Origin of the sequence: Microbulbifer zhoushanensis (assembly GCF_021729055.1) — a bacterium.
Lineage (GTDB): Bacteria > Pseudomonadota > Gammaproteobacteria > Pseudomonadales > Cellvibrionaceae > Microbulbifer > Microbulbifer zhoushanensis.
Map to the genome: position 1 here is coordinate 96356 of NZ_JAJSAO010000007.1, position 22186 is coordinate 118541.

The window sequence follows — 22186 nt, forward strand, 5'->3', positions numbered from 1 at the left end:
GAATTGGTGCCCAGGAGAAGACTTGAACTTCCACGACCTTGCGGTCACTAGCACCTGAAGCTAGCGCGTCTACCAATTCCGCCACCTGGGCAATTCGACGGTGTGCGCCGTCGAGGGTGCGCAATATAAAGAATTTCCGGGGCGTGTCAATCGCCGACTGTGACCGGTGCGACCCGAATCGTTAGTGCGGCGTAGGACAGGGGGCAGGGCGCCCCAACGAAAAAAGGCCGACTCTCGCGAGTCGGCCTTTTCGGAATTGGTGCCCAGGAGAAGACTTGAACTTCCACGACCTTGCGGTCACTAGCACCTGAAGCTAGCGCGTCTACCAATTCCGCCACCTGGGCAATTCAGCGGCGTGTGCCGTTGAGGTCGCGAACTATAGAGATTTGGCCGCAGGGTGTCAACGGCCTTTTTTGCGTTTAATTCAACTTTTTCTGGTATGGTCGGGAAACGCGGGGAAATCGCTTATACTGCCAGCAATGAGCGGCAACACCGACCGGCCGGTTCCCGGCCATATTCTCAATTCCCCGCCGCCTGCAGACTCCGCCGGATGATCCCGGCGACCGTGGATGAGCCGCGGTTCCCCAACAACGGACGATGTTTTGACACGAGACAAACCTACAAACCATACCGACGCCGATCCCCACGCCCAGCGCGAGGCGGAGAAATACGACAAGCCGGTGCCCAGTCGCGAATACCTGCTGCAGCTGCTGGAGCAACAGCATGAGCCGGTGTCCTGGGAGGCGGTGGCGGAACTGCTGGATATCCACGATGAGGATCGCCGCGAGGGCGTGCGCCGGCGCCTGATCGCCATGTCCCGGGACGGGCAGATTGCCAGTAACCGCGCCGGGGATTTCGGTGTGCTGGACAAGATGCACCTGGTGCGCGGGCGTGTGATCGGCCATCGCGACGGCTTTGGCTTTGTCTCGCCCCGTGACGGTGGCGACGACCTGTTCCTGTCCCACCGGCAGATGCGCAAGGTATTCGACGGGGACGAGGTGCTGGTACGCGAGACCCCCGGTGGCTTCCGCGGCAAGCGCGAGGCGGCGGTGGTCCGGGTGCTCAAGCACAATACCCGGCAGCTGGCAGGTCGCCTTTATCAGGAAAATGGCATCTGTTTCGTGCGCCCGGACAACCCGCGCATCAACCAGGACATCATGGTGGCGGCGGACAAGGTGGCCGGTGCGGCGCACGGCCAGTACGTGGTGGTGGATATCGTCACCCAGCCCAGCCGCGACAGCCTGCCCCAGGGCGAGGTGGCGGAAGTGCTGGGCGACCACCTGGCGCCGGGGATGGAGATCGATGTCGCCATCCGCAATTACGGCCTGCCCCATACCTGGCCGGCAGCGGTGCAGAAAGAGGTGGATGCCATCGCCGATGAGGTGGGGGAAGCGGACAAAAAGGCGCGGGTCGACCTGCGCCAGCTGCCGCTGGTGACCATCGATGGCGAGGATGCCCGCGATTTCGATGACGCCGTGTTCTGCGAGTTGATGCCGGACAACAGCTGGAAGCTGCTGGTGGCCATCGCCGACGTGTCCCATTATGTGCACCCGGGCAGTGCCCTGGACGAGGAGGCACATAGTCGCGGCAACTCGGTGTATTTCCCCGATTTCGTGCTGCCCATGCTGCCGGAGAAACTGTCCAACGGCCTCTGTTCCCTGAATCCGGAGGTTGATCGCCTGTGCATGGTCTGCGAAATGCAGATTGACCAGCGCGGGGAGATCCGTGATTTCCGCTTCTTCGAGGGCGTGATGCGAAGTCATGCGCGCCTGACCTATACCCAGGTGGGGCAGATGATCGAGGAGCGCGACAGCCGCGACAGTGGCCTGCGCAAGCAGTTTGCCGCGCTCACTCCGCACCTGGATAACCTGCACGACCTCTACCGGGCACTGCGGGGCGCGCGGGACCGGCGCGGCGCGATCGATTTCGAGACCACCGAAACCCGGATCCTGTTCGACCAGCAGCGCAAGATCGAGCGTATCGTGCCGGTGCAGCGCAACGACGCCCATAAGTTGATCGAAGAGTGCATGCTGGCGGCCAACGTCTGTGCCGCCAAGCTGGCGGAACTGTCGGAACTGCCTTCACTCTTCCGTGTGCACGATACCCCCAAGGAGGAAAAGCTCACCAACCTGCGGGAGTACCTGGGTGAGCTGGGGCTGCGCCTGCCAGGCGGGGCAGAGCCACAGCCGATGGATTTCCAGGTGTTGATGGAGCAGGTGGAGGGGCGTGCCGACGCCCACATCATCCAGATGATGATGCTGCGCTCCATGAACCAGGCGGTGTACCAGCCCGAGAATCGCGGGCATTTCGGCCTGGACTATGAGGCCTATGCCCATTTCACTTCGCCGATCCGGCGCTACCCGGACCTGCTGCTGCATCGCGAACTGCGCTGGCTGATTCGCAATGGCAGCGCCAACCCGGCGGCGGTGGCCAAAAAGGTTCACCCGGTGCCGGGTGCTGAAGCCATTCCCCGGGAAAAGATCATTCCCTACGACATGCCCGCCATGGTCCAGCTGGGTGAGCACTGCTCGATGACCGAGCGCCGGGCCGACGACGCCACCCGCGATGTGGTCAGCTGGCTCAAGTGTGAATACCTGCAGGACCACGTGGGTGAGGTCTATCCCGGGGTGATCAGTGCGGTCACCGGCTTCGGCCTGTTCGTGGAACTGGACCAGCTGTATGTGGAGGGGCTGATACATGTCACCGCGCTGCCCAAGGACTACTACCACTTCGAGCAGGCGCACCAGCGCCTGGTGGGTGAGCGCAGTGGTACCCGCTACCACCTGGGCGATTCGGTAACCGTGCAGGTGGCACGGGTGGACCTGGAAGAGCGCAAGGTGGATTTCACCCTGGAAGAGCTGTTGACGAGCCCCAAGCGCAAGCGCCCGCGTAAAGGAAGCGGGGGTAAAGAGAGCGGAGGCAAAGAGAAAGAGACCCGAGTCAGCCCGCGCGCCATGGAGATGGCGGTTGAACACCAGCAAGAGCGGGGCCGACGCAATGGCTCGGGTGGCGCCAAGGGCCCGGAACGGGATGCTGCAAAAAAAGCCGGCCGTGCCGCCGGTAGCCCCTGGAAGAAGCGCCCGGAAACCCCCCCGGGCGAAACGCCATTCCGTAAGCGCAAGGTGGGATCCGCTGAGACCGAACCGGTTGCAGCGACCCCGGCCACAGGGGAATCCGCCCCTGCCGGTGGTGAACAGGGGGAAGAGGCGCCCCGCCGGCGCGGTCCGCGCCGGACCCCTCCCCGCAAGGGAGGCAAGCGCCCCGCAGTGGCCGCACGCAAGGCGGCGCAGAAAGCCGCCAAGGCCGGTAACGGCAAGGGCAAGAAGAAAGTCCGCAAGAAGCATGTCGCCGCCAAGGGCAAGAAGAAAAAGTAGCCAGGCACGTGCAGGTTCCCGTTGACCCAACCAGTTGAATTGGATTTATGGCCACAGAGATCGTCTATGGCCTGCACGCAGTGCAGGCTCTCCTGAAAAGCTCTCCCCAGCAGGTACAGGAACTGCTGCTACTCCGTGGGCGGCGGGACCAGAAGCTGCAAAAGCTGGTCCGCCAGGCGGAGAAAAATGATATTGCCCTGCGCTATGTGGACCGTCGGGCCCTGGATGAAAAGGTGGGAGACGATGGCAACCACCAGGGCGTGGTGGCCGTATGTGCGGGGGCCGCGAAAGTCTACGATGAACGGTTCCTCAAGGAGCTGCTGGAAACGCTCGACCAGAAATCCGAGGCGCCTTTCCTGCTGATCCTCGACGGCGTAACCGATCCCCATAACCTGGGCGCCTGCCTGCGCTCCGCCGAGGCCGCGGGGGTACACGCGGTGATTGTGCCCAAGGACAAGTCCGCCGGTCTAACACCGACTGCGCGCAAGGTTGCCTGTGGCGCAGCCGAAGTCCTGCCGCTGGTGACAGTCACCAACCTGGCGCGCACCATGCAGCAACTGCAGCAGGCGGGGGTATGGATTTTCGGCGCCGCCGGCGAGGCCGAGCAGGATGTGTTTGCTGCCAGTCTCACGGGTGGTGTCGCCCTCGCCATGGGTGCGGAGGGCTCGGGCCTGCGTCGCCTGACCCGGGAGCACTGCGACCACCTGATTCGCATTCCCATGGCTGGAGAGGTGAGCAGCCTCAACGTCTCCGTTGCCACTGGTGTCTGCCTGTTCGAGGCGGTGCGCCAGCGCGCCAGCTGAACCCCGGAATAGCGGTCCCGCCGCCATTGCGTTATCCCATTGCTGAAAGCTGTGCCGGTTGCGATAGTGGCCGGCAAGCCTTTTTTCGCCAGGCAATTGAAACCTCTCGCAAAATCCGGCGGTAATCGACGCCTGGGTTCAGGCGTTGCGTCAGAATACACCCTCCTCCTGCTAAATTTTCCCCGCGGCAGAATTTTCCGGAACCCTCTGTCCCGCCCGCTCGTGTAACAGCGACAGGCCGCCTCAGCAGTATGCCTCCCCTCCGGGGACTTCCGCATTGGGCCGGCATTACCCCAAGTTCCAGCCAATCGGGAGTAGTGGTTTGAATACCTGGCTGACGCGTTTTTTCCATGCCCCGCGCTCACCGGAAGACCGGTTTGTGTCCCTGGTCTCGCCCCACCTGCGCCGAATGTACCGCATGGCTTACCGGTGGACCTTGAATGCTCACGAGGCCGAAGACCTGGTGCAGGACGTGCTGGTGCGGCTGTTGCCGAGAACGGCAGAGCTGGAAAGCGTCGAGCGGCTGGGACCCTGGCTGGTACGGGTGCTCTACCGGCGCTTTGTCGATCTTTACCGCCGCCGCTGCGCATCACCCATTGATCCCAGCCAGTCGCTGGATGACACGGATCAGGAGAGTCGATTGCCCGGTGATGGCGGTGAAGATCTCAGGCGTACTGAAATGCAGCGCGCATTGCAGAGGGCCCTGCAGGAGCTGGACGATGAATGGCGCGATATCGTGTTACTGCACGATATGGAGGGCTACACCACAATCGAGGTGGCGGACATCATGGATATCAGTGTGGGGACTGTGAAGTCCCGCCTGCATCGCGCCCGCGCCAAGCTTAAAAAAAGTCTCTCCCCCGGAACCCTTCAGATTTCTGAAGCGTGTTAGTGAGCATAGGAGCAGCTCATGCGATCGAGGCACACAGTGAATCATCCCACCCCCGCGCAACTGGCCGACAATGAGTTAATTGGCGCTCTCCGGGATATGCCAGTCCCGCAGCCGGACGCCGGTTACGAGCGCCGGGTACTCCGTGCGGTACTGGATTCGCAGCAAGCCCGAAATAAGCGTCCGGCCTGGTTTTTCCAGCCGACGCGCTGGCCGGTGGCAGCTGCCGCCATCATGTTGCTCACCCTGGTTTTCTCCCAGGGCGCACTGCGGGAACGGTCGCCGATGGCGGGCCAGGCATGGGCTCCGGTTGGGCAAACTCCGCATACAGTGCATGTGGTGCTGGATAGCCCGCGCCAGCTGCGGGGCGCAATCATCCGTGTGACCTTGCCGGCCGGTGCTGTGCTGGAGGGGTACCGCGACGTCGATACCCTGCAGTGGCAGGCGGATATTCCTGCCGGTGGCAACCGGCTGTCCCTGCCGCTTCTGGTGCAGGAGGGTATCAGCGGCGGGACTGTCCAGGTGGAAATAGAGCATGGCGGCGCGCGCAAGGCGCTGGAAATTTCAATCCCGTCGCCACCGGATGGCGGCGGTGCGTCCATCACCAAAACCTGAAAGCAGGTTGTTTTTTTCCAGAAGAGGTAAAGGAAGATGTTACGGAAAAATCTACTCGTCCTGGGGCTGGCCACTGGCGCCTGCCTGGCATTGCCAGCCCATGCCCAGGAAGTTGAAAGCCAGGCCGACCTGGATGTCACCATGTCGGTTGTCGAGGACGCACAGGATGCACAGGATGTGCTGAACAGCATTGAATTGCCACCGGAGTTGCGGGAAGTGGCGGAGCAGCAGATGGCAGCCATCTTGGCGGCGATGGAAGCGGCCCGGGCAGGGGAGTCATCCGGTGAAGACCAGGCCAGTCTCGATCCCGAGACACAGGCGCGATTTGCCGAGGCCCTGGAGCGCAGCCGCGAGATGGCCGCAAGTAATACCGCCGCTGCCAATGCTGCAGTAGCCGACGCACAGCTGGCCGCTGAGGCCGCCCGCGAGGCGATCGAGGAAGCGGTTAAAAACGGCCTCACCGGTGCGGAAGTCGAGGGCATTATCGACCAGATGATGCAGGATATTCTCAATAGCCTGCCGGAGGATGTGCGCGAGCAGATGCCTGCTGATATCAACACCCTGATCGAGGAGGCGAAAGGGACCACCACTGATACCCCCGAAACCTGACAGTGGAGTATATGTGTGCCTGGCGCGGGGAAGTGCCCCGTGCCGGGACTGTAACTGGTAATACTGATAGGGAACAATGGGGTAAGCAAAGTGAAGGTAAAGGAATACCTGAGAGGCCTGGCACTGATGGCTGCACTGAGTGCGGTATCACAGTCCGTGGCTGCAGTAGAGTTCGGTGACGGTGTGAAAGCGTTCAAGACCGGGGACTACCAGCGTGCGCTCACCGCTTTTTCGTCGCTGGAGGCACGTGGACAGGATAGTCCGCGATTGAAATACAACATGGGCGTCACTCTTGTAAAGCTGGGGCGATACCGGGAGGCCGGTACCTACTTCTACCAGCTCCTCAACGACCCGCAATGGCGCGACCTGGCACGCTACAACCTGGCGCTTACAGCGGAAAAGCGTGACCGGCCACTGCTGGCAGCAAAGCATTACCGACAGGTGACGCAGACTACGGATTCGGCAAAACTGCGCAAGCTCGCCACGAGCCGGCTCAACGCCCTGGCTGCAGAAGAGCGCGGGGCCCTGTCCCGCCAGTGGTTGGGTCTCGTCAGTCTTTCCGCCGGCTATGACGACAACGCCTACGCATTGCAAAATGACCTGCTCGCCGATGTGGAAACAGGGGAAGACAGTTTCACAGAGCTTTTTGCCTGGGGGCAGTACCGTCTGCACGGTAGCCCGGTGGATGGCTGGCGCTTGCATGGATACGCGTTCAGTCGCCGCTACCGGGAGCTGGAGAACCTGAATCTCAACAGCGTGAGCGCAGCCCTGTCCCGGGATCGGCGCTGGTGGGGCTGGGACACGGAATTGGGGGTGGCCGGCGAGTTTATCTACCTTGGTGGCGACCAGGTTTCCCGCCAGCTCAATCTTGTGGGCAGGCTTGTGAGGGAGTTCGGTCTGGGTAGTCTGTCACTGTCTTACCTGCCGGGTTATTACCTGGGCGGGGAGGGCTACGAATACCTGGACGGCTGGCGTCAGCGGGTGGCGTTAAAGTGGCGCCGTCCGCTGCTGGCGGGAGAGTTGCTGGCATTCTACCAGTACGACAGTAACGACCGTGCCGACCTGGAGCGGGAGGCCCGGGATTATTACAGCTACTCGCCGGCCCGCAACTCGCTGGGCGCTGAGCTGGAATGGCCGCTGACACTGCGCTGGAGTGTTTCCGCCGGGATGGAGTTTCGCCAGAGTGTATATGACGGCACCAACCAGTTGACCGGTGATGACGGCTCTGTCGTGCGGTATCAGCGTGAGTCTGATCGAATAAAGTCCTGGGTCGAGACGCGCTACCGGCTGAGCCCGAGATTCAGCCTCGATGGTAAGGTGCTCAATATCGATAACCGTGAAAACCGGGATATCTATACATTCGATAAAACCGAGTTCAGCCTGGGGGTCAGTTATATTTTCTGATCCCGGCGGAATCGGCCGGGGAGGGTAGAGCTGCATGTTTTCCCTGCCCGTCACGCCCTGGCCAGAGGTGCTTTTCCGGCGGCTTCATCGAATCCTGTAGACCTCTCCCTTGTCTATGCCGTGAAGCCGCCATTTTTAATTACAGTTTCATGTTCGTTGGTAATCTATTTATGCTTCGCACTTTCCCTTATTCAGGGGGCGAAGCCCGATAGAAAATATATTTTTCTTCGAGTGGCCCCTCAATCTTCAATACCTGACCGAATTGCCTCTCTTTTGCCTTTGTGAGTCTTAAATTATTGCTTCCCTGGTTTTTGCCTGCTTTGTTGGTTGGGTCGCGGTCATGCCGGGCCAAAAAGGTAAGCAAGATTATTGCTGCGCCAAAATTTGCCGCCATTGGATTTGCCGTGCTTTCGCTTGTGACCTGCCGCAGTGATGAGAACCCTGGCCATGTCACTTCCGGCCGGCGCACGGGGGTTTACCCGGGAATGGTGCGATACGGTCTGCGTAACCTGCGTGGGTAATACTACCGGTTGCCTGAATAAGGATGGCACCTTCGCCAGTAACGCCAGTAACGCCAGTAACGCCAGCATCTGCAGTGATCCCGCCTCTGCCTACGCTGTTATGCGAGCCGGAACTGGAGGAAGGGGGCTCGACTGCCCAGTGACCGCCACCAACCTCAGTGAGGTAGTGGATTTCAAGATGCTGCACCTGTTTCACCCGCAGGGCCGTGTGAGCTACCGCGTGAACCAGTTGTTCTATCCCCCCGGACCTGGAGGGTGTGTATGCGCGGGTGTTCCTGCCAGCATCGCATTCCCTGTTGGGTTACCTGCGCAAGTGCCTGGGGGGGGGCGGCAACAGGCCGCCGCTTACTGCCGGGTGCCATAGAGCTCGGCCGCCGGGCGGTACATCACCCATGAGGTGAGCACATACTTGTCACCGGAGGTGGGTACATTGCCCCGATGGGTATGGGTGAAACCGCAGGGTGACAGTACCAGGCTACCCCGCCGCGGCTTCAGGCGAATATCCTGGTAAATGAACTCGGTCTCGCCCCCCTCCTCCACATCATTCAGGTAAAGAAGCCAGAACAGCACCCGGTGCAGGGATTTCTGCCCGGGATCGGTGGGGTGCGGGTAGTGTTCCGAGTGCCAGTGACGGAACCCGCCGGTGGATTGGCGGTAGTGCTGGAAATTGATGCCGTCGAAGTGGAAGATCCCGGAGACCAGCATCCGCAGCTGCTCATCGGGAAGCTGCGCGATATCGTCGCTGGCCAGGTTCCGTGGCGCCTGCAGGCTGTCATCGTAGATGGTCGGGGAGAGGGCGCCGGTAAGCATATGCGGGTAGCGCCGGCAATAGGCCATCAGTGCGCGCAGCACCACCTGGTTGACGGAGGTGCACTCCTCCCGCCAGGACTCCATGCTGGAGATATACAGGTCAGAGCTGTTTTTCTTGCTCTTGTCCACACCGGAGCCGATGCGGCCCGCCTGCTTGTCCGGTGCGCTGTCGAAGCGCTGTATCAGGTGATCGCATACTTCTGCCGGAACCGCATCTTCAAACATTGCGACCAGGGAATCCATGAAAACCGCCTCTCTGTAGTTATTCTTGTGATCGTGGCGCCCGCAGTGCAAGGCCTGCAGTGCCGCTACGGAATATTCGCATGTAGTGCGGGGACAGGAAAGCGGTGGAGATCGTGACAATGGCCGGGGACCAGGCGCGGGTTGCCGTCCCGGTCACCAGTGCTGCAGTCCCCGGTGCCCATTGTCATCACTGTGCGGGCATTTGCCCCACGAGTGTTGCCGGGGGAATTCTTCTGGCGGGTGCGGGTCGAAGCCAGTCAATGGCTTGCGCAATCGTGATCGCGTTATATGCCTGTCTTTGAGATCCCTGTTTCTCCTTGCCGGCAGTTAATGGTTTTTCATTGCAGCGAAACTGTGCGGAACGCCTGTTTGGGCGAAGCCTGTGGGGCGTTGGGAAAATAATTGCTCCTGCCCGGGAACCTTTTCCCTGTCTGACACGTGTAGGATGCACAAGCAGTCTGTGTGCGATTTCTAGGGGGAACGGGTAAGCCCGATGACGTTTTTACGCTGGCCAAAAAGACCGGAAGACCGGTTTACCGCCCTGGTGCGCCCGCACCTGCGCCTCCTGCATCGCATGGCCTACCGCTGGACACAGAATAACGACGAGGCTGAGGACCTGGTGCAGGACATCCTCACCCGCCTGTTTCCGAGAGTCGACGAGCTGGAGAGGGTGGACAAGCTGGGCCCCTGGCTGGTCCGGGTGCTGTATCGGCGCTTTGTCGACCTCTATCGTCGCAATGCCAACTCCCCCATTGACGATAGTGTCGAGCCCTCCGGGGATGATGCACTGTTTGACGAGCGGCTCACCGTAGAGAGTGAGCAGCTGGAGAGGTTGATCCTGCAGCGCGAACTCAACCGGGCCCTGTCCTCGATCGACAGCGGCTGGCGGGATGTGGTTCTGCTTCACGATGTAGAGGGTTATGCGGTGCTGGAAGTGGCCGAAATCCTCGACCTGAGTGTGGGCACGGTGAAATCGCGATTGCACCGTGCACGAAAAAAATTGCGTTTGGCGCTGGAAACGGGAACCAAAACCGTTGCCGAGTCGTGTTAAGGGACAAACGGGAGCGAATGATGATGCATTGCAGACAGGCACAGCAGCAGCTTGAACAGCTCAAGCCCGAAAATGAGCCGGATCTGCTGACACACCTGCGTCGCTGTCATGATTGCCGGGAATATGCCGAGGACCTGCGGGTCGCTCGCCTGCTGCGTACCATGCCGGCTCCCGAGCCGGAGGCAGGCTTCGAGAGTCGTGTTCTGCGCACTGCGATCAGCCAGTCGCGCGGGGTGCCGCAGGGGGCGAATGCTGTCGGCTGGAAACTGGCCACTGCCGCGAGCCTGCTGCTGGCGATCTTCCTGGCCCTGCCCCGGCAGGCGCCGACTCCAGCGGAGCCGGTTGGGCAGCTGGCGGGAACCGTGAGCCCAGGGGTGATGCCGGTAACACTTGCCCTGAAGAGTGGGCGGGACCTGGCAGGTGCAAAAATCCGGGTGGTAATGCCTGAGCACCTGGAAGTGGACGGATTCGAGAACCAGCGCGACCTGCAGTGGCGCACGGACCTGAAGGCCGGGGCCAACCGGCTGACACTTCCGATACGCCAGCGTAATGATCGCGAAAATGATGTGATTCTGATCGAGATAGAGCACGACGGTGCCCGCCGGGAATTCCGGGTACCGGTCCCCGGCGGTAATGGTGCCGTCTTGCAGGGGCAGGATGCACAGGGAATGCAAAAGATATAGAGAGAAGTTGAAAAGCGAACCACGATGAGGTGGACAATGAAAGCTTATAAGAACTTGCTGATTGCAGCCGTATTCCTGTCGTCCCAGGTTGCACTACCAGCGCTCGGACAGGAAGAGGCCGATAATGACGACCTCGATATTGAAGTAACCGTGGTCGAGGCAAACGAGAGCGCCGCAGACGCTGTCAACAATATCGAGCTGCCGGAGGCGATCAGTGATGTTGCCCGCATGGCGATCCAGGAAGGTGGCCTGGCGGTGGCCGAGGCGGCACGCAGTGGCGAACTGGGCGGTGATGACCAGGAGCTGGAAGAGGTGGCCGGGGATGTAGAGGCTGCTGAAGAAGCGGCCATGAATGCGGAAGCAGCACTGGCCGAAGCGGCAGCCAATGCCAATGAGGCCGCTCGTGAGGCTATTAATAATGCGCTCTCCGGTGGGGGGTCCGCTGAGGAAATCCTGGAGAATATCCCGGACGATGTGATTGAGAACCTGCCTGAGGATGTGCTGGACAGGTTAAACGAAGTGCTGGATAACAGGCCGGATATAGAAACCCCCGAGGTCGACACGCCATCGGGCGGGTGATTCGCGCAAGGAAAAATGTGGTTTCAGGCTGGGCAGGAATGCCCGGCCTTTTTGTGTATATAAAAGAGGTGTTTTGTGCGCACGATAATAAATGCATTGGCAGCCTGTTGCCTCGCCTCCAGTGCGACCGTGGCAAGCGCTGAGCAGGATGCTTTCTCCCAGGGGACCACTGCATTCAAGCGCGGAGACTATGGCGTGGCCCTGGAGCGTTTCGAGGCCGCCCGTGCGCGTGGCAACCGTAGTAACAACCTGTCCTACAACCTGGGGGTGACCCTGTACAGGCTGGGGCGCTATCCGGAGGCCAGCGTCTGGTTTGAGTCCCTGCTCGACAGCCCGCAGTGGCACGACCTGGCACTGTTCCAGCTGGGGCTGGTGGCAGAGAAGCAGGGAGACCGAAAGCTGGCGCAGCGGCGCTATAAAAGAGTAGCGGCGTCGCGCTCGGAAAAGCTGCGTCGCCTCGCTGGTGTCCGGCTGGATCACCTGGATGACCCAGCCAGGCCTGCCGGGCCCGCGCGTGACAGCGGGGCGGCCCGCGGTGGCGGCCGGCGCGGCTCGGCGCTGCTGAGACTGGCCGCGGGCTACGATGACAACGCCTACGCCCTGCGGGATGAGCTGCTGGCGGGTGCGTCCGAAGGGGAGGATAGCTATACGGATCTTTTTGCCTGGGGCCAGTACCGGCTGGCAGGCACGCCAAGCGACGGCTGGCGCCTGCAGGGGTACGCCTTCCGGCGTTCTTACTCCGAGTACAGCTCCCTCGATCTCAGCAGCCTCAGTGCCGGTGTCGCCCGGGACCTGAGTTGGGGGGCCTGGCAGCTTGAGCTGGGCGGTGCGGCCGAACAGGTGGGCCTCGATGGCGAAGAGGTTTTCCGACAGCTGCGCCTCCAGGCCAAGGCCCGGCAGCGGATCGGTGACGGCGAGCTGGAGCTCTCGTTTATGCCCTCACGGTTTTCCGGTGGCAGTGGCTACGAATACCTGGATGGGACGCGCCAGCGGTTCGGGGCCGACTGGGAACAGCCCCTGGGCCGCGCGCAGTTGGAAGTGGGCTACCAGCTGGACCTGAATGACCGCGACGACCTGCTGGTTGCCACGGAGACGGGCGACAACTTCTATAGCTACTCCCCGGTCCGGCACACCTTCGGCGCCGAGGTGCAGTGGTCGCTCGCTGGCAACTGGTTACTGTCTGCAGGTTCCGAGTACCGGCTGAGTACCTATGACGGTGAGAACCGGCTGGTTGACACCGACGGTGTCGTGCGCGAGGCGCAGCGGGAAGCCGATCGCCTCAAGGCGTGGCTGGGCTCCCAGTGGCTGGTGTCGCCGCGGCTGCGCCTGGCGGGCAACCTGACATTCACCAACAACGAGGAGAATTTCGCGGTGTATGACCACGACAAAACCGAGGCCAGCCTCGGCGTCACCTACACCTTCTGATTGTCCCCGACGGCCCGTCGACAAGCGGGCCGACAGTTTTTCCCGGCGCACAGGGAAGCGTGCCGGCTTTATTCCAGCCAGCGTTGCAGTTCCGCAACGATGGCGTCCGGTGCCCGCAGCCAGCTCAGGTGCGGGTTGCCGCCGGTCAGCGGTAGGTCGAGGTGGCGTACCTCGCCCCCCAGCAACGAGGCCAGTCGCGCAGTTGCCGCCGGTGGCGCGAAGTCATCGCCGCTGATGGCCAGGTGCAGGGAGGGTCCTGCCCGGTTCTCACCAGTTTGTCGCCGCTCCGGCGCGAAGCGTCCGCTGAATACTGAGGCTGCCCAGTCCGCCATTACCCCGCGCGCCTCGCGACCGCCAAAACCCAGTACCCGGCCGGGGAAATAGCCCAGCAGGTGGCCGCTGCCCCAGGCCAGCCCCGCCAGGGCCAGCACCTTCATACGCATGCTGCCCTGCCAGCAGCGGAAATGCAGGTGTCCCGCGGCGACCGTGACAATACGCGCCTGTCCCGTCAGCCCCTCCCTCGCAGCCAGTGTCGCCACCTGGCCGCCGATACTGTGGCCGAGAACTGCCGTCGGCAATCCCAGCCGCTCCAGCAATGAAGGCAGGAACCCGTGCACCAGGTCGTTGTAACCGAAGTCCGAGCGCCGCGATGGGCGCGGCCGGCTGGTCCCGGTGCCAGGCAGCTCGGTGACCGCACTGCTGTAGCCGGCTTCCGCCAGGCTCTCCTGCAGGCGCTGGTAGCGGGAGGCGGGCACGCCCAGGGCGGGCAGCACAAGCAGCAGCGGGGCGTCGCCGCGGGGCCTGCGAAGCATGACCGGTACCCGGAAGGGACCGAACTGGTGATCGAGTATCTCCTGGCTGGGTGCCATGGCAGCTCCTGAGTTTCCGGGGTGGAGGGGAGTAAGTTACCCCCGGTCGGCGGATGCTGACATGACTGGAAAGATGAAACCGGTTGGCCACTTGCCCCGGGGGTGGCTGAGGGTATGCTGGATCGATTGATCAACTTGCAACCAGGGTGGCAAGTGCATAGAATACGCCGCCCGCGATGTGCCCCCGCAAACAGGGCCGTCGCTCTCCTTGCCTCACCGGACTGTCCGGGAGGCTGTTTAACCCGTAAGGAGCAAAAATGCGTCATTACGAAATTGTATTCCTGGTTCACCCGGACCAGAGCGAGCAGGTACCCGGCATGGTGGAGCGTTACACCGCCACCATCAAGGACAGCGGTGGCCAGGTTCACCGCCTGGAAGACTGGGGTCGTCGCCGCCTCGCCTACCCGATCAACAAGATCCACAAGGCGCACTACGTTCTGCTGAACGTCGAGTGCACCGAAGAAGCTCTGGAAGAGCTGACCACCAACTTCCGTTACAACGATGCCGTGCTGCGCAATATGGTGATTCGCGAAGATGAAGCGATCACCGAAGAGAGCCCGATCATGAAGGCGGAAAAAGAGAGCCGCGAGCGCAAGGCCGCCCGTGCCGAGCGCAGTGAGCGCCGCGAGCGCGCCGAGAAGGACGACAAGTCTTCCGGCGAATCCAAGCCCAGCGAAGAGCAATCTTCCGACCAGGCAAGCGAAGAGTAAGGGGGTTACCAGATGGCACGTTTTTTCCGTCGTCGTAAGTTCTGCCGTTTCACCGCGGAAGGTGTAAAGCGTATCGACTACAAAGATCTCGATACCCTGAAGGCCTACGTTTCCGAAACCGGCAAGATCGTACCGAGCCGTATCACCGGTACCAAGGCCCGTTACCAGCGCCAGCTGGCCACTGCGGTCAAGCGCGCTCGTTACCTGGCACTGCTGCCGTACACGGACAGCCACGAAGCCTAAGCAGCCGTTTTGCTTAGAATCGTTACAAGAGAAGCTATCTAAATATGCGCGCCCTGGCTGAGTTTATTATGCGCGGGCGCGTGCGGGCGGTGCTCACTGCGATGGTGGGTATCCCCCTGATCAGCCCGGCAGCGCTGGCCCTGGTGAGCCTGCGCAAGGGGACCAACGATGGCCTGATGGTGCTGGTCTGGGCCCTGTTGCCGGTGGTTGCCGGTGGCATGAGCGGGGTCTTTTCCCCGCTGATGACAGGCCTGGGAGCCACGCACCTGGCAGCGGTCTTCTGTGGTGCCCTGGCACTGCGCGGGACCCGCTCCTGGACTTCGGGGCTGGTGGCGCTCACCGCAGTAGCCTCAGCGGGAATCCTGGCGACATCGCATTTCAGCGGTGGCCTGCTGGAGACCCTGTTGCAGGCTGCCACGGAATCCGGTGGTGCACAGGCCGACCAGTTGCGCCAGGTCTTCAACAGTGAGGCCCTGGCCACCGGTTACCTGGCACTGGTGTCGGCGATTACCGCCACCCTGGCGCTGGTACTGGGCCGCTGGTGGCAGGCGCTGCTGTACAACCCTGGCGGGCTGCGTGAGGAGTTCCACCAGCTGCGCATGCCGCTGCCGCTGGCGGCGACGGCCATGTTGCTGTGGGTATTCTGCCTGTTGACCCCGGGGCTGGCTTTCTGGGGCGCAGTGGTCGCCTTCCCGCTGGTACTGGCCGGCATTGCGCTGATCCACTCGCTGGTAGCCCAGCGGGGCTGGGGGCGCGGTCCACTGGTGGCCATGTATGTGGCGCTGGTAATCGCGGCACTGCCGCTGGCCGGGTTCCTGTGTGGGCTGGCGCTGATCGATAGCTGGATTGATATTCGCGGGCGTTCCGCCAACAAGTAGGAACGGGCCGCACAATACTGAAATTGAGGAAACCGAGATGGAAGTTATTCTGCTCGATAAAGTAGGCAAGCTGGGCAACGTGGGTGACCGCGTTGAGGTCAAAGCCGGTTTCGGCCGCAACTTCCTGCTGCCCACTGGCAAGGCCATCCGTGCTACTGCCGCCAACATCGCCGAGTTCGAAGCCAAGCGCGCCGAGCTGGAAGCTGCCGCCGCCGAGAAGGTGAAGGCTGCCGAGGAGCGTGCCGAGAAGCTGTCCGGCCTGACTGTTACCATCACCGCCAATGCCGGCGATGAGGGTAAGCTGTTCGGTTCCGTGGGCGCCGGTGACATCGCCGAGGCAATTACTGCCGACAGCGTTGAAGTGGCCAAGGCCGAGGTCAACCTGCCGGAAGGCACCCTGCGTGAGACCGGTGAGTACGACATCGACGTACAGCTGCACGCTGACGTTGTCGCCACCGTCAAGGTTGTGATCGTCGCAGAATAAGCGCCACGCGCTTATCTGGCGGCCGGGCGGCCCCTGCGGTTCGCCCGCCGGGCCGGGCATTCTCCCGGGTGAACCTGGTTCACTCCAATGGGATGCCCATCTGCGGCCCAGTCGCGCTACAATCGGGCGCTGGATTCCCTGTGGATCCAGCGCCCGATCTGTTTCTGGTAGTCAGTTATTGCAATGAACGAAGAATACGCCGCAGCGGAAGAAGAACTGCAGACCGAGGAGACCTCGCCCCTGCCGCACTCTGTAGAGGCGGAGCAGTCGGTGCTGGGCGGCCTGATGCTGGATTCCAGCCGCATCGACAGTGTGGCGGAGCAGCTGGGCGAGCAGGACTTTTTTGTCGCCAGTCACCGGGTGATCTTTGGCGTAATGACCCAGCTGGCGGACGCGGAACAGCCGCTGGACATCGTCACCCTGGCCGAGGCCCTGGCCAGTCGCGACCTGCTGGCAGACGTCGGCGGGCCTGCCTACCTGGCTGAACTGGCCGAGAACACCCCCTCCGCGGCAAACATCGTCGCCTACGCCAAGATCGTGCGTGAGCGCTCGATGCTGCGCCAGCTGATTGCCGCTGCTGGCGAGATCAGTCGTACCAGCTTCAACCCCGGCGGCCTGGCCTCGGCGGACCTGCTGCAGATGGCCGAGCGCCGGGTGGCGGAAATTGCCGAGGGGCGGGCGAAGGACGGTGGCTTTGTCGGTGTCGACGCGCTGCTGAAAAAGACCGTCGAGCGGATCGACGAACTCTTCAAGACCGAGGGCGACCTCACCGGCCTGGGGACCGGCCTCACCGAACTTGACCAGCGCACCTCCGGCTGGCAGCCCGGCGAGCTGATCATCCTCGCCGCGCGCCCGTCCATGGGCAAGACCGCGCTGGCACTCAACTTTATCGAGACGGCGATGCTCAGCCAGGAGCGACCGACGCTCGTATTCAGTATGGAGATGCCCTCCGACTCCCTGGTAATGCGGATGCTGTCCTCGATCGGGCGCATCGACCAGGGCCGTATCCGCAACGGCAAACTGCAGGAAGATGACTGGCCCAAGCTCTCCAGTGCGGTGCAGAAGATGAAGGGCAAGGCCCTGTATATCGATGACACTCCCGCGCTGTCCCCCAGTGAGGTGCGGGCGCGGACCAAGCGCACCGTGCGCGATCACACCAACAAGCTGCTGCGGGAGAATCCGCAGATGAGCCGTGAGGACGCCGAGGCGAAGAGCCAGCCGGCCCTTATCATGCTGGATTACCTGCAGCTGATGCAGGTGAAGGGGGCCACCGAGGGGCGTACCCAGGAGATCTCGGAGATTTCCCGCTCCCTGAAAGGGCTGGCGAAAGAGTACGAATGCCCGGTCATCGCCCTGTCACAGCTGAACCGGGGTGTGGAGCAGCGCCCCAACAAACGGCCGATGAACTCTGACCTGCGGGAATCCGGTGCAATCGAGCAGGACGCGGACGTGATCCTGTTTATTTACCGCGACGAGTATTATAACGAGGACAGCCCCGACAAGGGGATGGCGGAGCTGATTATCGGCAAGCAGCGGAACGGCGAGATCGGCACCTGCCGCGCGGCCTTCGTGGGCAAGTACACGCGCTTCGACAACCTGGCGCCGGAGTATTACCAGGGCGACGACTGACGCCCCGTTTCCCCCTCCTGAAACAGAAAGGGCGATCCACCCGGATCGCCCCTGTCATATCCACAGCCGTAATCACCTGGCTGTGCGGTCTGCCCTATAACTGCACCACTACGTAGACCTCCTGGCCATCGCGCTGGGTGGGCATAAAGTACTGGTCGCCGTAGCGGTAGTACTGGACCCCGTTGATAATCTCCGCCGTGTAGCCTGTGGGCAGGCTGTCCAGGACTTCTCCCGGTGCGTAGCCAGTGCCACCCTTGACCGGCCCGCTGCCGCCTTTTATCGGGGCTGCGGGCACGGGTGGCGCGGGTGGCGCGGGTGCCGCTATATTGGCCCCGGCGGGCGGGGGGACAACCACATAGACCCGGCGCGCGGGATGCCACTGGTAAAAGGCGTCGGCGTACTGGTAGAAGATCGCGCCACCGATTTCCACCCGCACGGCGCTGCCCGGCAGGGAGACCACCGAGGCACCCAGGGGGGCGGAGACCACCACGTAACCGGCCGGACCGTGGCGGTAGAAATGGCCACCGTGGTAGTAGAAGGGCCTGCCACCGACACTCAGGTTGACAAAGCCATGGGGCAGTACCGGGAAGGTCAGCCCCAGCGAGATTCGCGGGCCGTGGCTGCCGCGCCAGTGGCGGGGGCCATGGTGATGGCGCTTGAAGTGATGATGGCCGTAGCCGTGGCGCTCGTAGCCGGCGCCGCGGGCGTCGGCGGCGGGGGCAAACGCAAAGGCAGTCAGCACCACCACGGCGGCCACCCATAGCGTCGTTTTCAACGATTTCATGGCTTCTCCGGCGAAGCGAGTACTTACATTAGTTTAAATTTTAACCCCTTTCATTGGCCCGGCGCCATGGCCATTTGTTAAGAATTGTTGCCTGCTCCGCCCGGAAACCCCCGGTCACTGCCGGTTGCGCTGGACAATACCCATCAGTTTGTAGAGCAGTTGGGCGGCGGCGAAGTCATAGGCGTGGAAGCCCTCGATGGGGGCGAACTCGAGCAGGTCGAAACCAATGATCTCCCGCTGCCGGGCCACCGATTCGAACAGGTTCAGCGTCTGGTACCAGCCGAGCCCCCCGGGGACCGGGGTGCCGGTGGAGGGGAAGACCGATGGGTCGATCCCGTCCACGTCCAGGGTAAAGAACACCCTGCTGGGAAAGTCCTCGGGCAGCGCAAACTCCTGGACATTGGCAGGTACCAGCTCGTGGGCATCCAGGTAGTGCACCCCGTACTTCTGTCGCGCCCCCATTTCCTCCTCGCAGTAGGCACGGATGCCCAGCTGGAACAGTGGCACACCGGCCTCCACCACCAGGCGCATGACACTGGCGTGGCTGTGCTTCTGGCCCTCGTAGCGGTCGCGCAGGTCGGCGTGGGCATCGATCTGGACCACGCCGAAATCCTCCACCCCTGCATCCAGCAGGCCCTTGATGACTCCCCAGGTGACAGAGTGCTCACCGCCAATTCCTACCGGCATCTTGCCCAGTTCCAGCACCTCGCGGGTAGCGGCGGCAATGTTTTCCATCACCTGTTCCGGTGTGCCGGAAACATTCACCGGCGAGCGGGTATGGATGCCGAGCTCGCAGGGTGAGGAAAAATTATCAAAGGTTTCCAGCTGCCAGGAGGCCTCGAGGATCGATGCCGGCCCCTTGCCGGTACCGCCACCGTAAGACACCGTTTCCTCATAGGGGATGGGGATAATATGGAACAGGGCATCCTCGGCGCGGGGCTGGTCGATCTCGGAGCCGAGGAAGATGGGGTAATCTTTGTCTGAAAGCATTGTTGCTCGTCCCTTCGGGGCGGATTGGGTTAACGGGTTGCGCCGGGCTGGCCGGCCACCTGCGCACTGGCAGTCAGGAGAGGCGGCCCTTGAAGTCCTCATAGCCGAACTCCTTCACGATCTCCAGCGCGTCGGTAGACGAATTCCACAGCGCGATGGCTGGCAGTGGAATGCCGTTGAAAGTGTTGGTCTTGACCATGGTGTAGTACGCCATCTCCTCGAACACCAGCCGGTCGCCCACCTGCAGGGGCTCGGCGAAACTGTACTCGCCGATACTGTCGCCGGCCAGGCAACTCTGGCCGCCCAGCTTGTAGGTATGCGGCAGTTCCCCCGGGCGTGCCGCACCGGTGATGTCGGGTCGGTAGGGCATTTCCAGGGTGTCGGGCATATGGCAGGTGGCAGATACATCCAGGATTGCCTGGTCGACGCCGTTCCATGCCAGGTCCACTACCTCGCCCACCAGCACACCGGAAAACAGCGAGATGGCCTCGCCGGGCTCCAGGTAGACCTGCACGCCATGGCGTGCCGAGAAGGCCCGCACGGCATCCACCAGCGCATCCAGCTGGTAGTCACCGCGGGTAATGTGGTGGCCGCCGCCGAAGTTGATCCACTCCATCCGGGGTATCAGCTCGCCGAACTTCTCCTCCACCGCGGCAATCGTGCGCGCCAGCGGGGCGAAATCCTGTTCACACAGGGTATGGAAGTGCAGGCCGCTGATACCGGCCAGGTCCTCGTCCTCGAACAGCGCACGCGGGATTCCCAGCCGCGAGCAGGGCGCGCAGGGATCGTAGAGGGCGTTGGTGCCCTCGGAGTGCTCGGGGTTGATCCGCAGGCCGAAGCGTAGCTCCGGGCGCTGTTGTTGTGCCTCCAGGCACAGCGCACGGTAGCGCTTCCACTGGGAAAAGGAGTTAAAGATCACATGGTGGGCAATGCCAAGGATCTGGCGCAGCTCGTCCTCCTTGTAGCCGGCGCTGAAAACATGCACCTCACGACCCTGGTCGCGACCGCCGTACTCCTCGTAACCGAGGCGCGCTTCGTGCAGGCCGCTGGCACAGGTGCCGCTCAGGTACTCGGCGATGAGATGCCCGGTGCGGAACATGGAGAAAGCCTTCAGCGCGGCCAGCACTCTGGCGCCGCTGCGTTCCTGCACATCGGCCAGCACAGCGAGGTTGTCCCGCAGTGCCGCCTCGTCCACCACGAAACAGGGGGAGGGAACCCGGGAGGGATCGAAATTACCGAAATAATCTTTGCGGGGCGTCAGGTCCATAGGTGCTCATTGTTACATGCCGGGCGCCGCCCCCCTGTGACGGGGCGACAGCGGCGGTCCCGGCTGGTGTGTGGGAGGGCGTTACTGGAATGGCTCGTCCAGCCAGGTTTCCTGCCAGGGCAGGCCGTACTGGTTCAGGTCGTGCATAAAGGGATCCGGGTCCAGCTGTTCCAGGTTCCACACCCCGGGCTTCATCCATTTGCCCTCCAGCATCATCTTGGCACCGATCATTGCCGGTACACCGGTGGTGTAGGAAATGGCCTGGGATTTTACCTCCCGGTAACACTCCTGGTGGTCACAGATGTTATAGACGTAGTAGATCTTTTCCTGGCCGTCCTTGTTGCCGCGGACGATATTGCCGATACAGGTCTTGCCCTTGGTCAGCGGTCCGAGGCTGGCCGGGTCGGGCAGCAGCGCCTTGAGGAACTGGATCGGCACAATCTCCTGGCCCTGGAACTCGATCGGCTCGATGCTGGTCATGCCCACGTTCTGCAGCACCTCCAGGTGCTTCAGGTAGCTGGCACCGAAGGTCATCCAGAAACGGGCGCGCTCGATCTCGGGGAAATGCTTCGAAAGCGACTCCAGCTCCTCGTGATAGAGCAGGTAGATGTCCTTCTCGCCAATGCCCGCAGGGAAGTCGAACACGCGCTTCTCTTCCATCGGCTTGGTGGTGATCCACTCGCCGTTTTCCCAGTAGCGGCCGTTGGCGGTAATCTCGCGGATATTGATCTCGGGGTTGAAGTTGGTCGCAAACGGCAGGCCGTGGTCACCGGCGTTGCAGTCGATGATGTCCAGCGTCTTGATGCGGTCAAAATGGTGTTTTTTTGCATAGGCGGTAAACACACTGGTGACGCCGGGATCAAAACCGCTGCCCAGCAAGGCCATCAGGCCGGCCTTCTCGAATTTTTCCTGGTAGGCCCATTGCCACTTGTACTCGAACTTGGCCTCCTCGGGTGGTTCGTAGTTGGCGGTGTCCAGGTAGTGCACGCCGGTTTCCAGGCAGGCATCCATGATATGCAGGTCCTGGTAGGGCAATGCAACGTTGATCACCATGTCCGGCTTGACCTTCTCGATCAGGGCGACCATTTCCTTCACGTTGTCCGCATCTACCTCTGCAGTATCAATCTTGCGCGGCAGCATCCCGGCTATCTTGTCGCACTTGCTCTTGGTGCGGCTGGCGAGGGTGATGTGCTCGAACACTTCCTCGACCTGGGCGCACTTGTGTGCCACTACCTGGCCGACGCCGCCGGCGCCGACAATCAATACGTTGGCCATGCAAATCCTCCGTTAATTTCCGTGCCCGGGTAACGGTAATTGTTCTGGTAG

General features: G+C 62.2%; 22 protein-coding genes and 2 tRNA genes. 15 read left to right on the forward strand and 9 right to left on the reverse strand.

The features are described 5' to 3' along the window. Positions 1–4: 4 nt before the first annotated feature. Together LVD10_RS15075 and LVD10_RS15080 are read right to left on the reverse strand one after the other, a co-directional pair. Positions 5–91 (reverse strand) — tRNA-Leu (locus LVD10_RS15075). A 166-nt stretch (positions 92–257) separates the two neighbouring features. Further along, a tRNA-Leu gene (locus LVD10_RS15080) sits at positions 258–344 on the reverse strand. Between the two features lie 225 nt (positions 345–569). Here LVD10_RS15080 and rnr point away from each other — a divergent pair. The 6 genes from rnr to LVD10_RS15110 all read left to right on the forward strand — a co-directional run bounded on the left by rnr (position 570) and on the right by LVD10_RS15110 (position 7694). Continuing rightward, positions 570–3374 carry a ribonuclease R gene (gene rnr, locus LVD10_RS15085; protein ID WP_370636649.1) on the forward strand — a complete coding sequence of 935 codons (2805 nt, stop codon included), beginning with the start codon at positions 570–572 and terminating at the stop codon, positions 3372–3374. Positions 3375–3421: 47 nt separating this feature from the next. Next, a complete protein-coding gene (gene rlmB, locus LVD10_RS15090) occupies positions 3422–4177 on the forward strand; it encodes a 23S rRNA (guanosine(2251)-2'-O)-methyltransferase RlmB (RefSeq protein WP_232940702.1) in 756 nt (251 codons plus the stop codon). 322 nt (positions 4178–4499) lie between these two features. Then, positions 4500–5069 carry an RNA polymerase sigma factor gene (locus LVD10_RS15095; protein ID WP_232940703.1) on the forward strand — a complete coding sequence of 190 codons (570 nt, stop codon included), beginning with the start codon at positions 4500–4502 and terminating at the stop codon, positions 5067–5069. A gap of 18 nt (positions 5070–5087) precedes the next feature. Continuing rightward, the gene (locus LVD10_RS15100; protein ID WP_237064170.1) at positions 5088–5681 is read left to right on the forward strand and encodes a hypothetical protein; all 594 of its coding nucleotides are present in this window, start codon (positions 5088–5090) and stop codon (positions 5679–5681) included. Between the two features lie 36 nt (positions 5682–5717). Next, positions 5718–6290 carry a hypothetical protein gene (locus LVD10_RS15105; protein ID WP_237064171.1) on the forward strand — a complete coding sequence of 191 codons (573 nt, stop codon included), beginning with the start codon at positions 5718–5720 and terminating at the stop codon, positions 6288–6290. A gap of 90 nt (positions 6291–6380) precedes the next feature. Next, positions 6381–7694 (forward strand): hypothetical protein, encoded by a 1314-nt coding sequence (locus LVD10_RS15110; RefSeq protein WP_237064172.1) that lies wholly within the window; start codon positions 6381–6383, stop codon positions 7692–7694. Positions 7695–7881: 187 nt separating this feature from the next. Here LVD10_RS15110 and LVD10_RS15115 read toward each other — a convergent pair whose 3' ends face one another. Both LVD10_RS15115 and LVD10_RS15120 read right to left on the reverse strand, forming a co-directional pair. After that, positions 7882–8088, reverse strand: coding sequence for a hypothetical protein (locus LVD10_RS15115; RefSeq protein ID WP_237064173.1), 207 nt, complete (start codon positions 8086–8088; stop codon positions 7882–7884). 472 nt (positions 8089–8560) lie between these two features. Further along, positions 8561–9268, reverse strand: a complete 708-nt coding sequence (locus LVD10_RS15120) for a 2OG-Fe(II) oxygenase (protein WP_232940708.1) — start codon at positions 9266–9268, stop codon at positions 8561–8563. Between the two features lie 493 nt (positions 9269–9761). Between LVD10_RS15120 and LVD10_RS15125 the strand changes: the two genes are divergently transcribed. The 4 genes from LVD10_RS15125 (at position 9762) to LVD10_RS15140 (ending at position 13006) form a co-directional block, all read left to right on the forward strand. Next, complete coding sequence (locus tag LVD10_RS15125) at positions 9762–10319, forward strand: RNA polymerase sigma factor (protein WP_232940709.1); 558 nt, start codon at positions 9762–9764, stop codon at positions 10317–10319. A 20-nt stretch (positions 10320–10339) separates the two neighbouring features. After that, positions 10340–11002, forward strand: a complete 663-nt coding sequence (locus LVD10_RS15130; RefSeq protein WP_237064174.1) for an anti-sigma factor — start codon at positions 10340–10342, stop codon at positions 11000–11002. A 36-nt stretch (positions 11003–11038) separates the two neighbouring features. Next, entirely contained in the window at positions 11039–11581 is a 543-nt protein-coding gene (locus LVD10_RS15135) for a hypothetical protein (protein WP_232940711.1), read from the forward strand. A gap of 75 nt (positions 11582–11656) precedes the next feature. Continuing rightward, positions 11657–13006 carry a tetratricopeptide repeat protein gene (locus tag LVD10_RS15140; protein WP_237064175.1) on the forward strand — a complete coding sequence of 450 codons (1350 nt, stop codon included), beginning with the start codon at positions 11657–11659 and terminating at the stop codon, positions 13004–13006. A 68-nt stretch (positions 13007–13074) separates the two neighbouring features. On the opposite strand, the gene LVD10_RS15145 is transcribed toward LVD10_RS15140, so the two are convergent. After that, positions 13075–13875: an alpha/beta fold hydrolase gene (locus tag LVD10_RS15145; protein ID WP_237064176.1), complete on the reverse strand. Its 801-nt coding sequence runs from the start codon at positions 13873–13875 to the stop codon at positions 13075–13077. A 257-nt stretch (positions 13876–14132) separates the two neighbouring features. Between LVD10_RS15145 and rpsF the strand changes: the two genes are divergently transcribed. The 5 genes from rpsF to dnaB all read left to right on the forward strand — a co-directional run bounded on the left by rpsF (position 14133) and on the right by dnaB (position 17819). After that, the gene (gene rpsF / locus LVD10_RS15150; RefSeq protein ID WP_232940714.1) at positions 14133–14585 is read left to right on the forward strand and encodes a 30S ribosomal protein S6; all 453 of its coding nucleotides are present in this window, start codon (positions 14133–14135) and stop codon (positions 14583–14585) included. Positions 14586–14597: 12 nt separating this feature from the next. Next, positions 14598–14828 carry a 30S ribosomal protein S18 gene (rpsR, locus tag LVD10_RS15155; RefSeq protein WP_091514984.1) on the forward strand — a complete coding sequence of 77 codons (231 nt, stop codon included), beginning with the start codon at positions 14598–14600 and terminating at the stop codon, positions 14826–14828. 44 nt (positions 14829–14872) lie between these two features. Further along, positions 14873–15706 carry a hypothetical protein gene (locus tag LVD10_RS15160; RefSeq protein WP_237064178.1) on the forward strand — a complete coding sequence of 278 codons (834 nt, stop codon included), beginning with the start codon at positions 14873–14875 and terminating at the stop codon, positions 15704–15706. A 37-nt stretch (positions 15707–15743) separates the two neighbouring features. After that, positions 15744–16190, forward strand: a complete 447-nt coding sequence (gene rplI / locus LVD10_RS15165; RefSeq protein WP_232940716.1) for a 50S ribosomal protein L9 — start codon at positions 15744–15746, stop codon at positions 16188–16190. A 183-nt stretch (positions 16191–16373) separates the two neighbouring features. Next, on the forward strand, positions 16374–17819 hold the full coding sequence (dnaB, locus tag LVD10_RS15170) for a replicative DNA helicase (RefSeq protein WP_232940717.1): 1446 nt from the start codon (positions 16374–16376) through the stop codon (positions 17817–17819). A gap of 94 nt (positions 17820–17913) precedes the next feature. Here the strand turns inward: dnaB and LVD10_RS15175 are convergent, their stop codons facing one another. The 4 genes from LVD10_RS15175 to LVD10_RS15190 form a co-directional block, all read right to left on the reverse strand. Beyond that, positions 17914–18603: a DUF6515 family protein gene (locus LVD10_RS15175; protein ID WP_237064179.1), complete on the reverse strand. Its 690-nt coding sequence runs from the start codon at positions 18601–18603 to the stop codon at positions 17914–17916. A 114-nt stretch (positions 18604–18717) separates the two neighbouring features. Next, positions 18718–19593, reverse strand: a complete 876-nt coding sequence (gene speB, locus LVD10_RS15180; protein WP_232940719.1) for an agmatinase — start codon at positions 19591–19593, stop codon at positions 18718–18720. 73 nt (positions 19594–19666) lie between these two features. Next, positions 19667–20860, reverse strand: a complete 1194-nt coding sequence (gene nspC, locus LVD10_RS15185) for a carboxynorspermidine decarboxylase (protein WP_237064180.1) — start codon at positions 20858–20860, stop codon at positions 19667–19669. An 81-nt stretch (positions 20861–20941) separates the two neighbouring features. After that, positions 20942–22135 (reverse strand): saccharopine dehydrogenase family protein, encoded by a 1194-nt coding sequence (locus LVD10_RS15190; RefSeq protein ID WP_232940721.1) that lies wholly within the window; start codon positions 22133–22135, stop codon positions 20942–20944. Between the last annotated feature and the right edge of the window lie 51 nt (positions 22136–22186).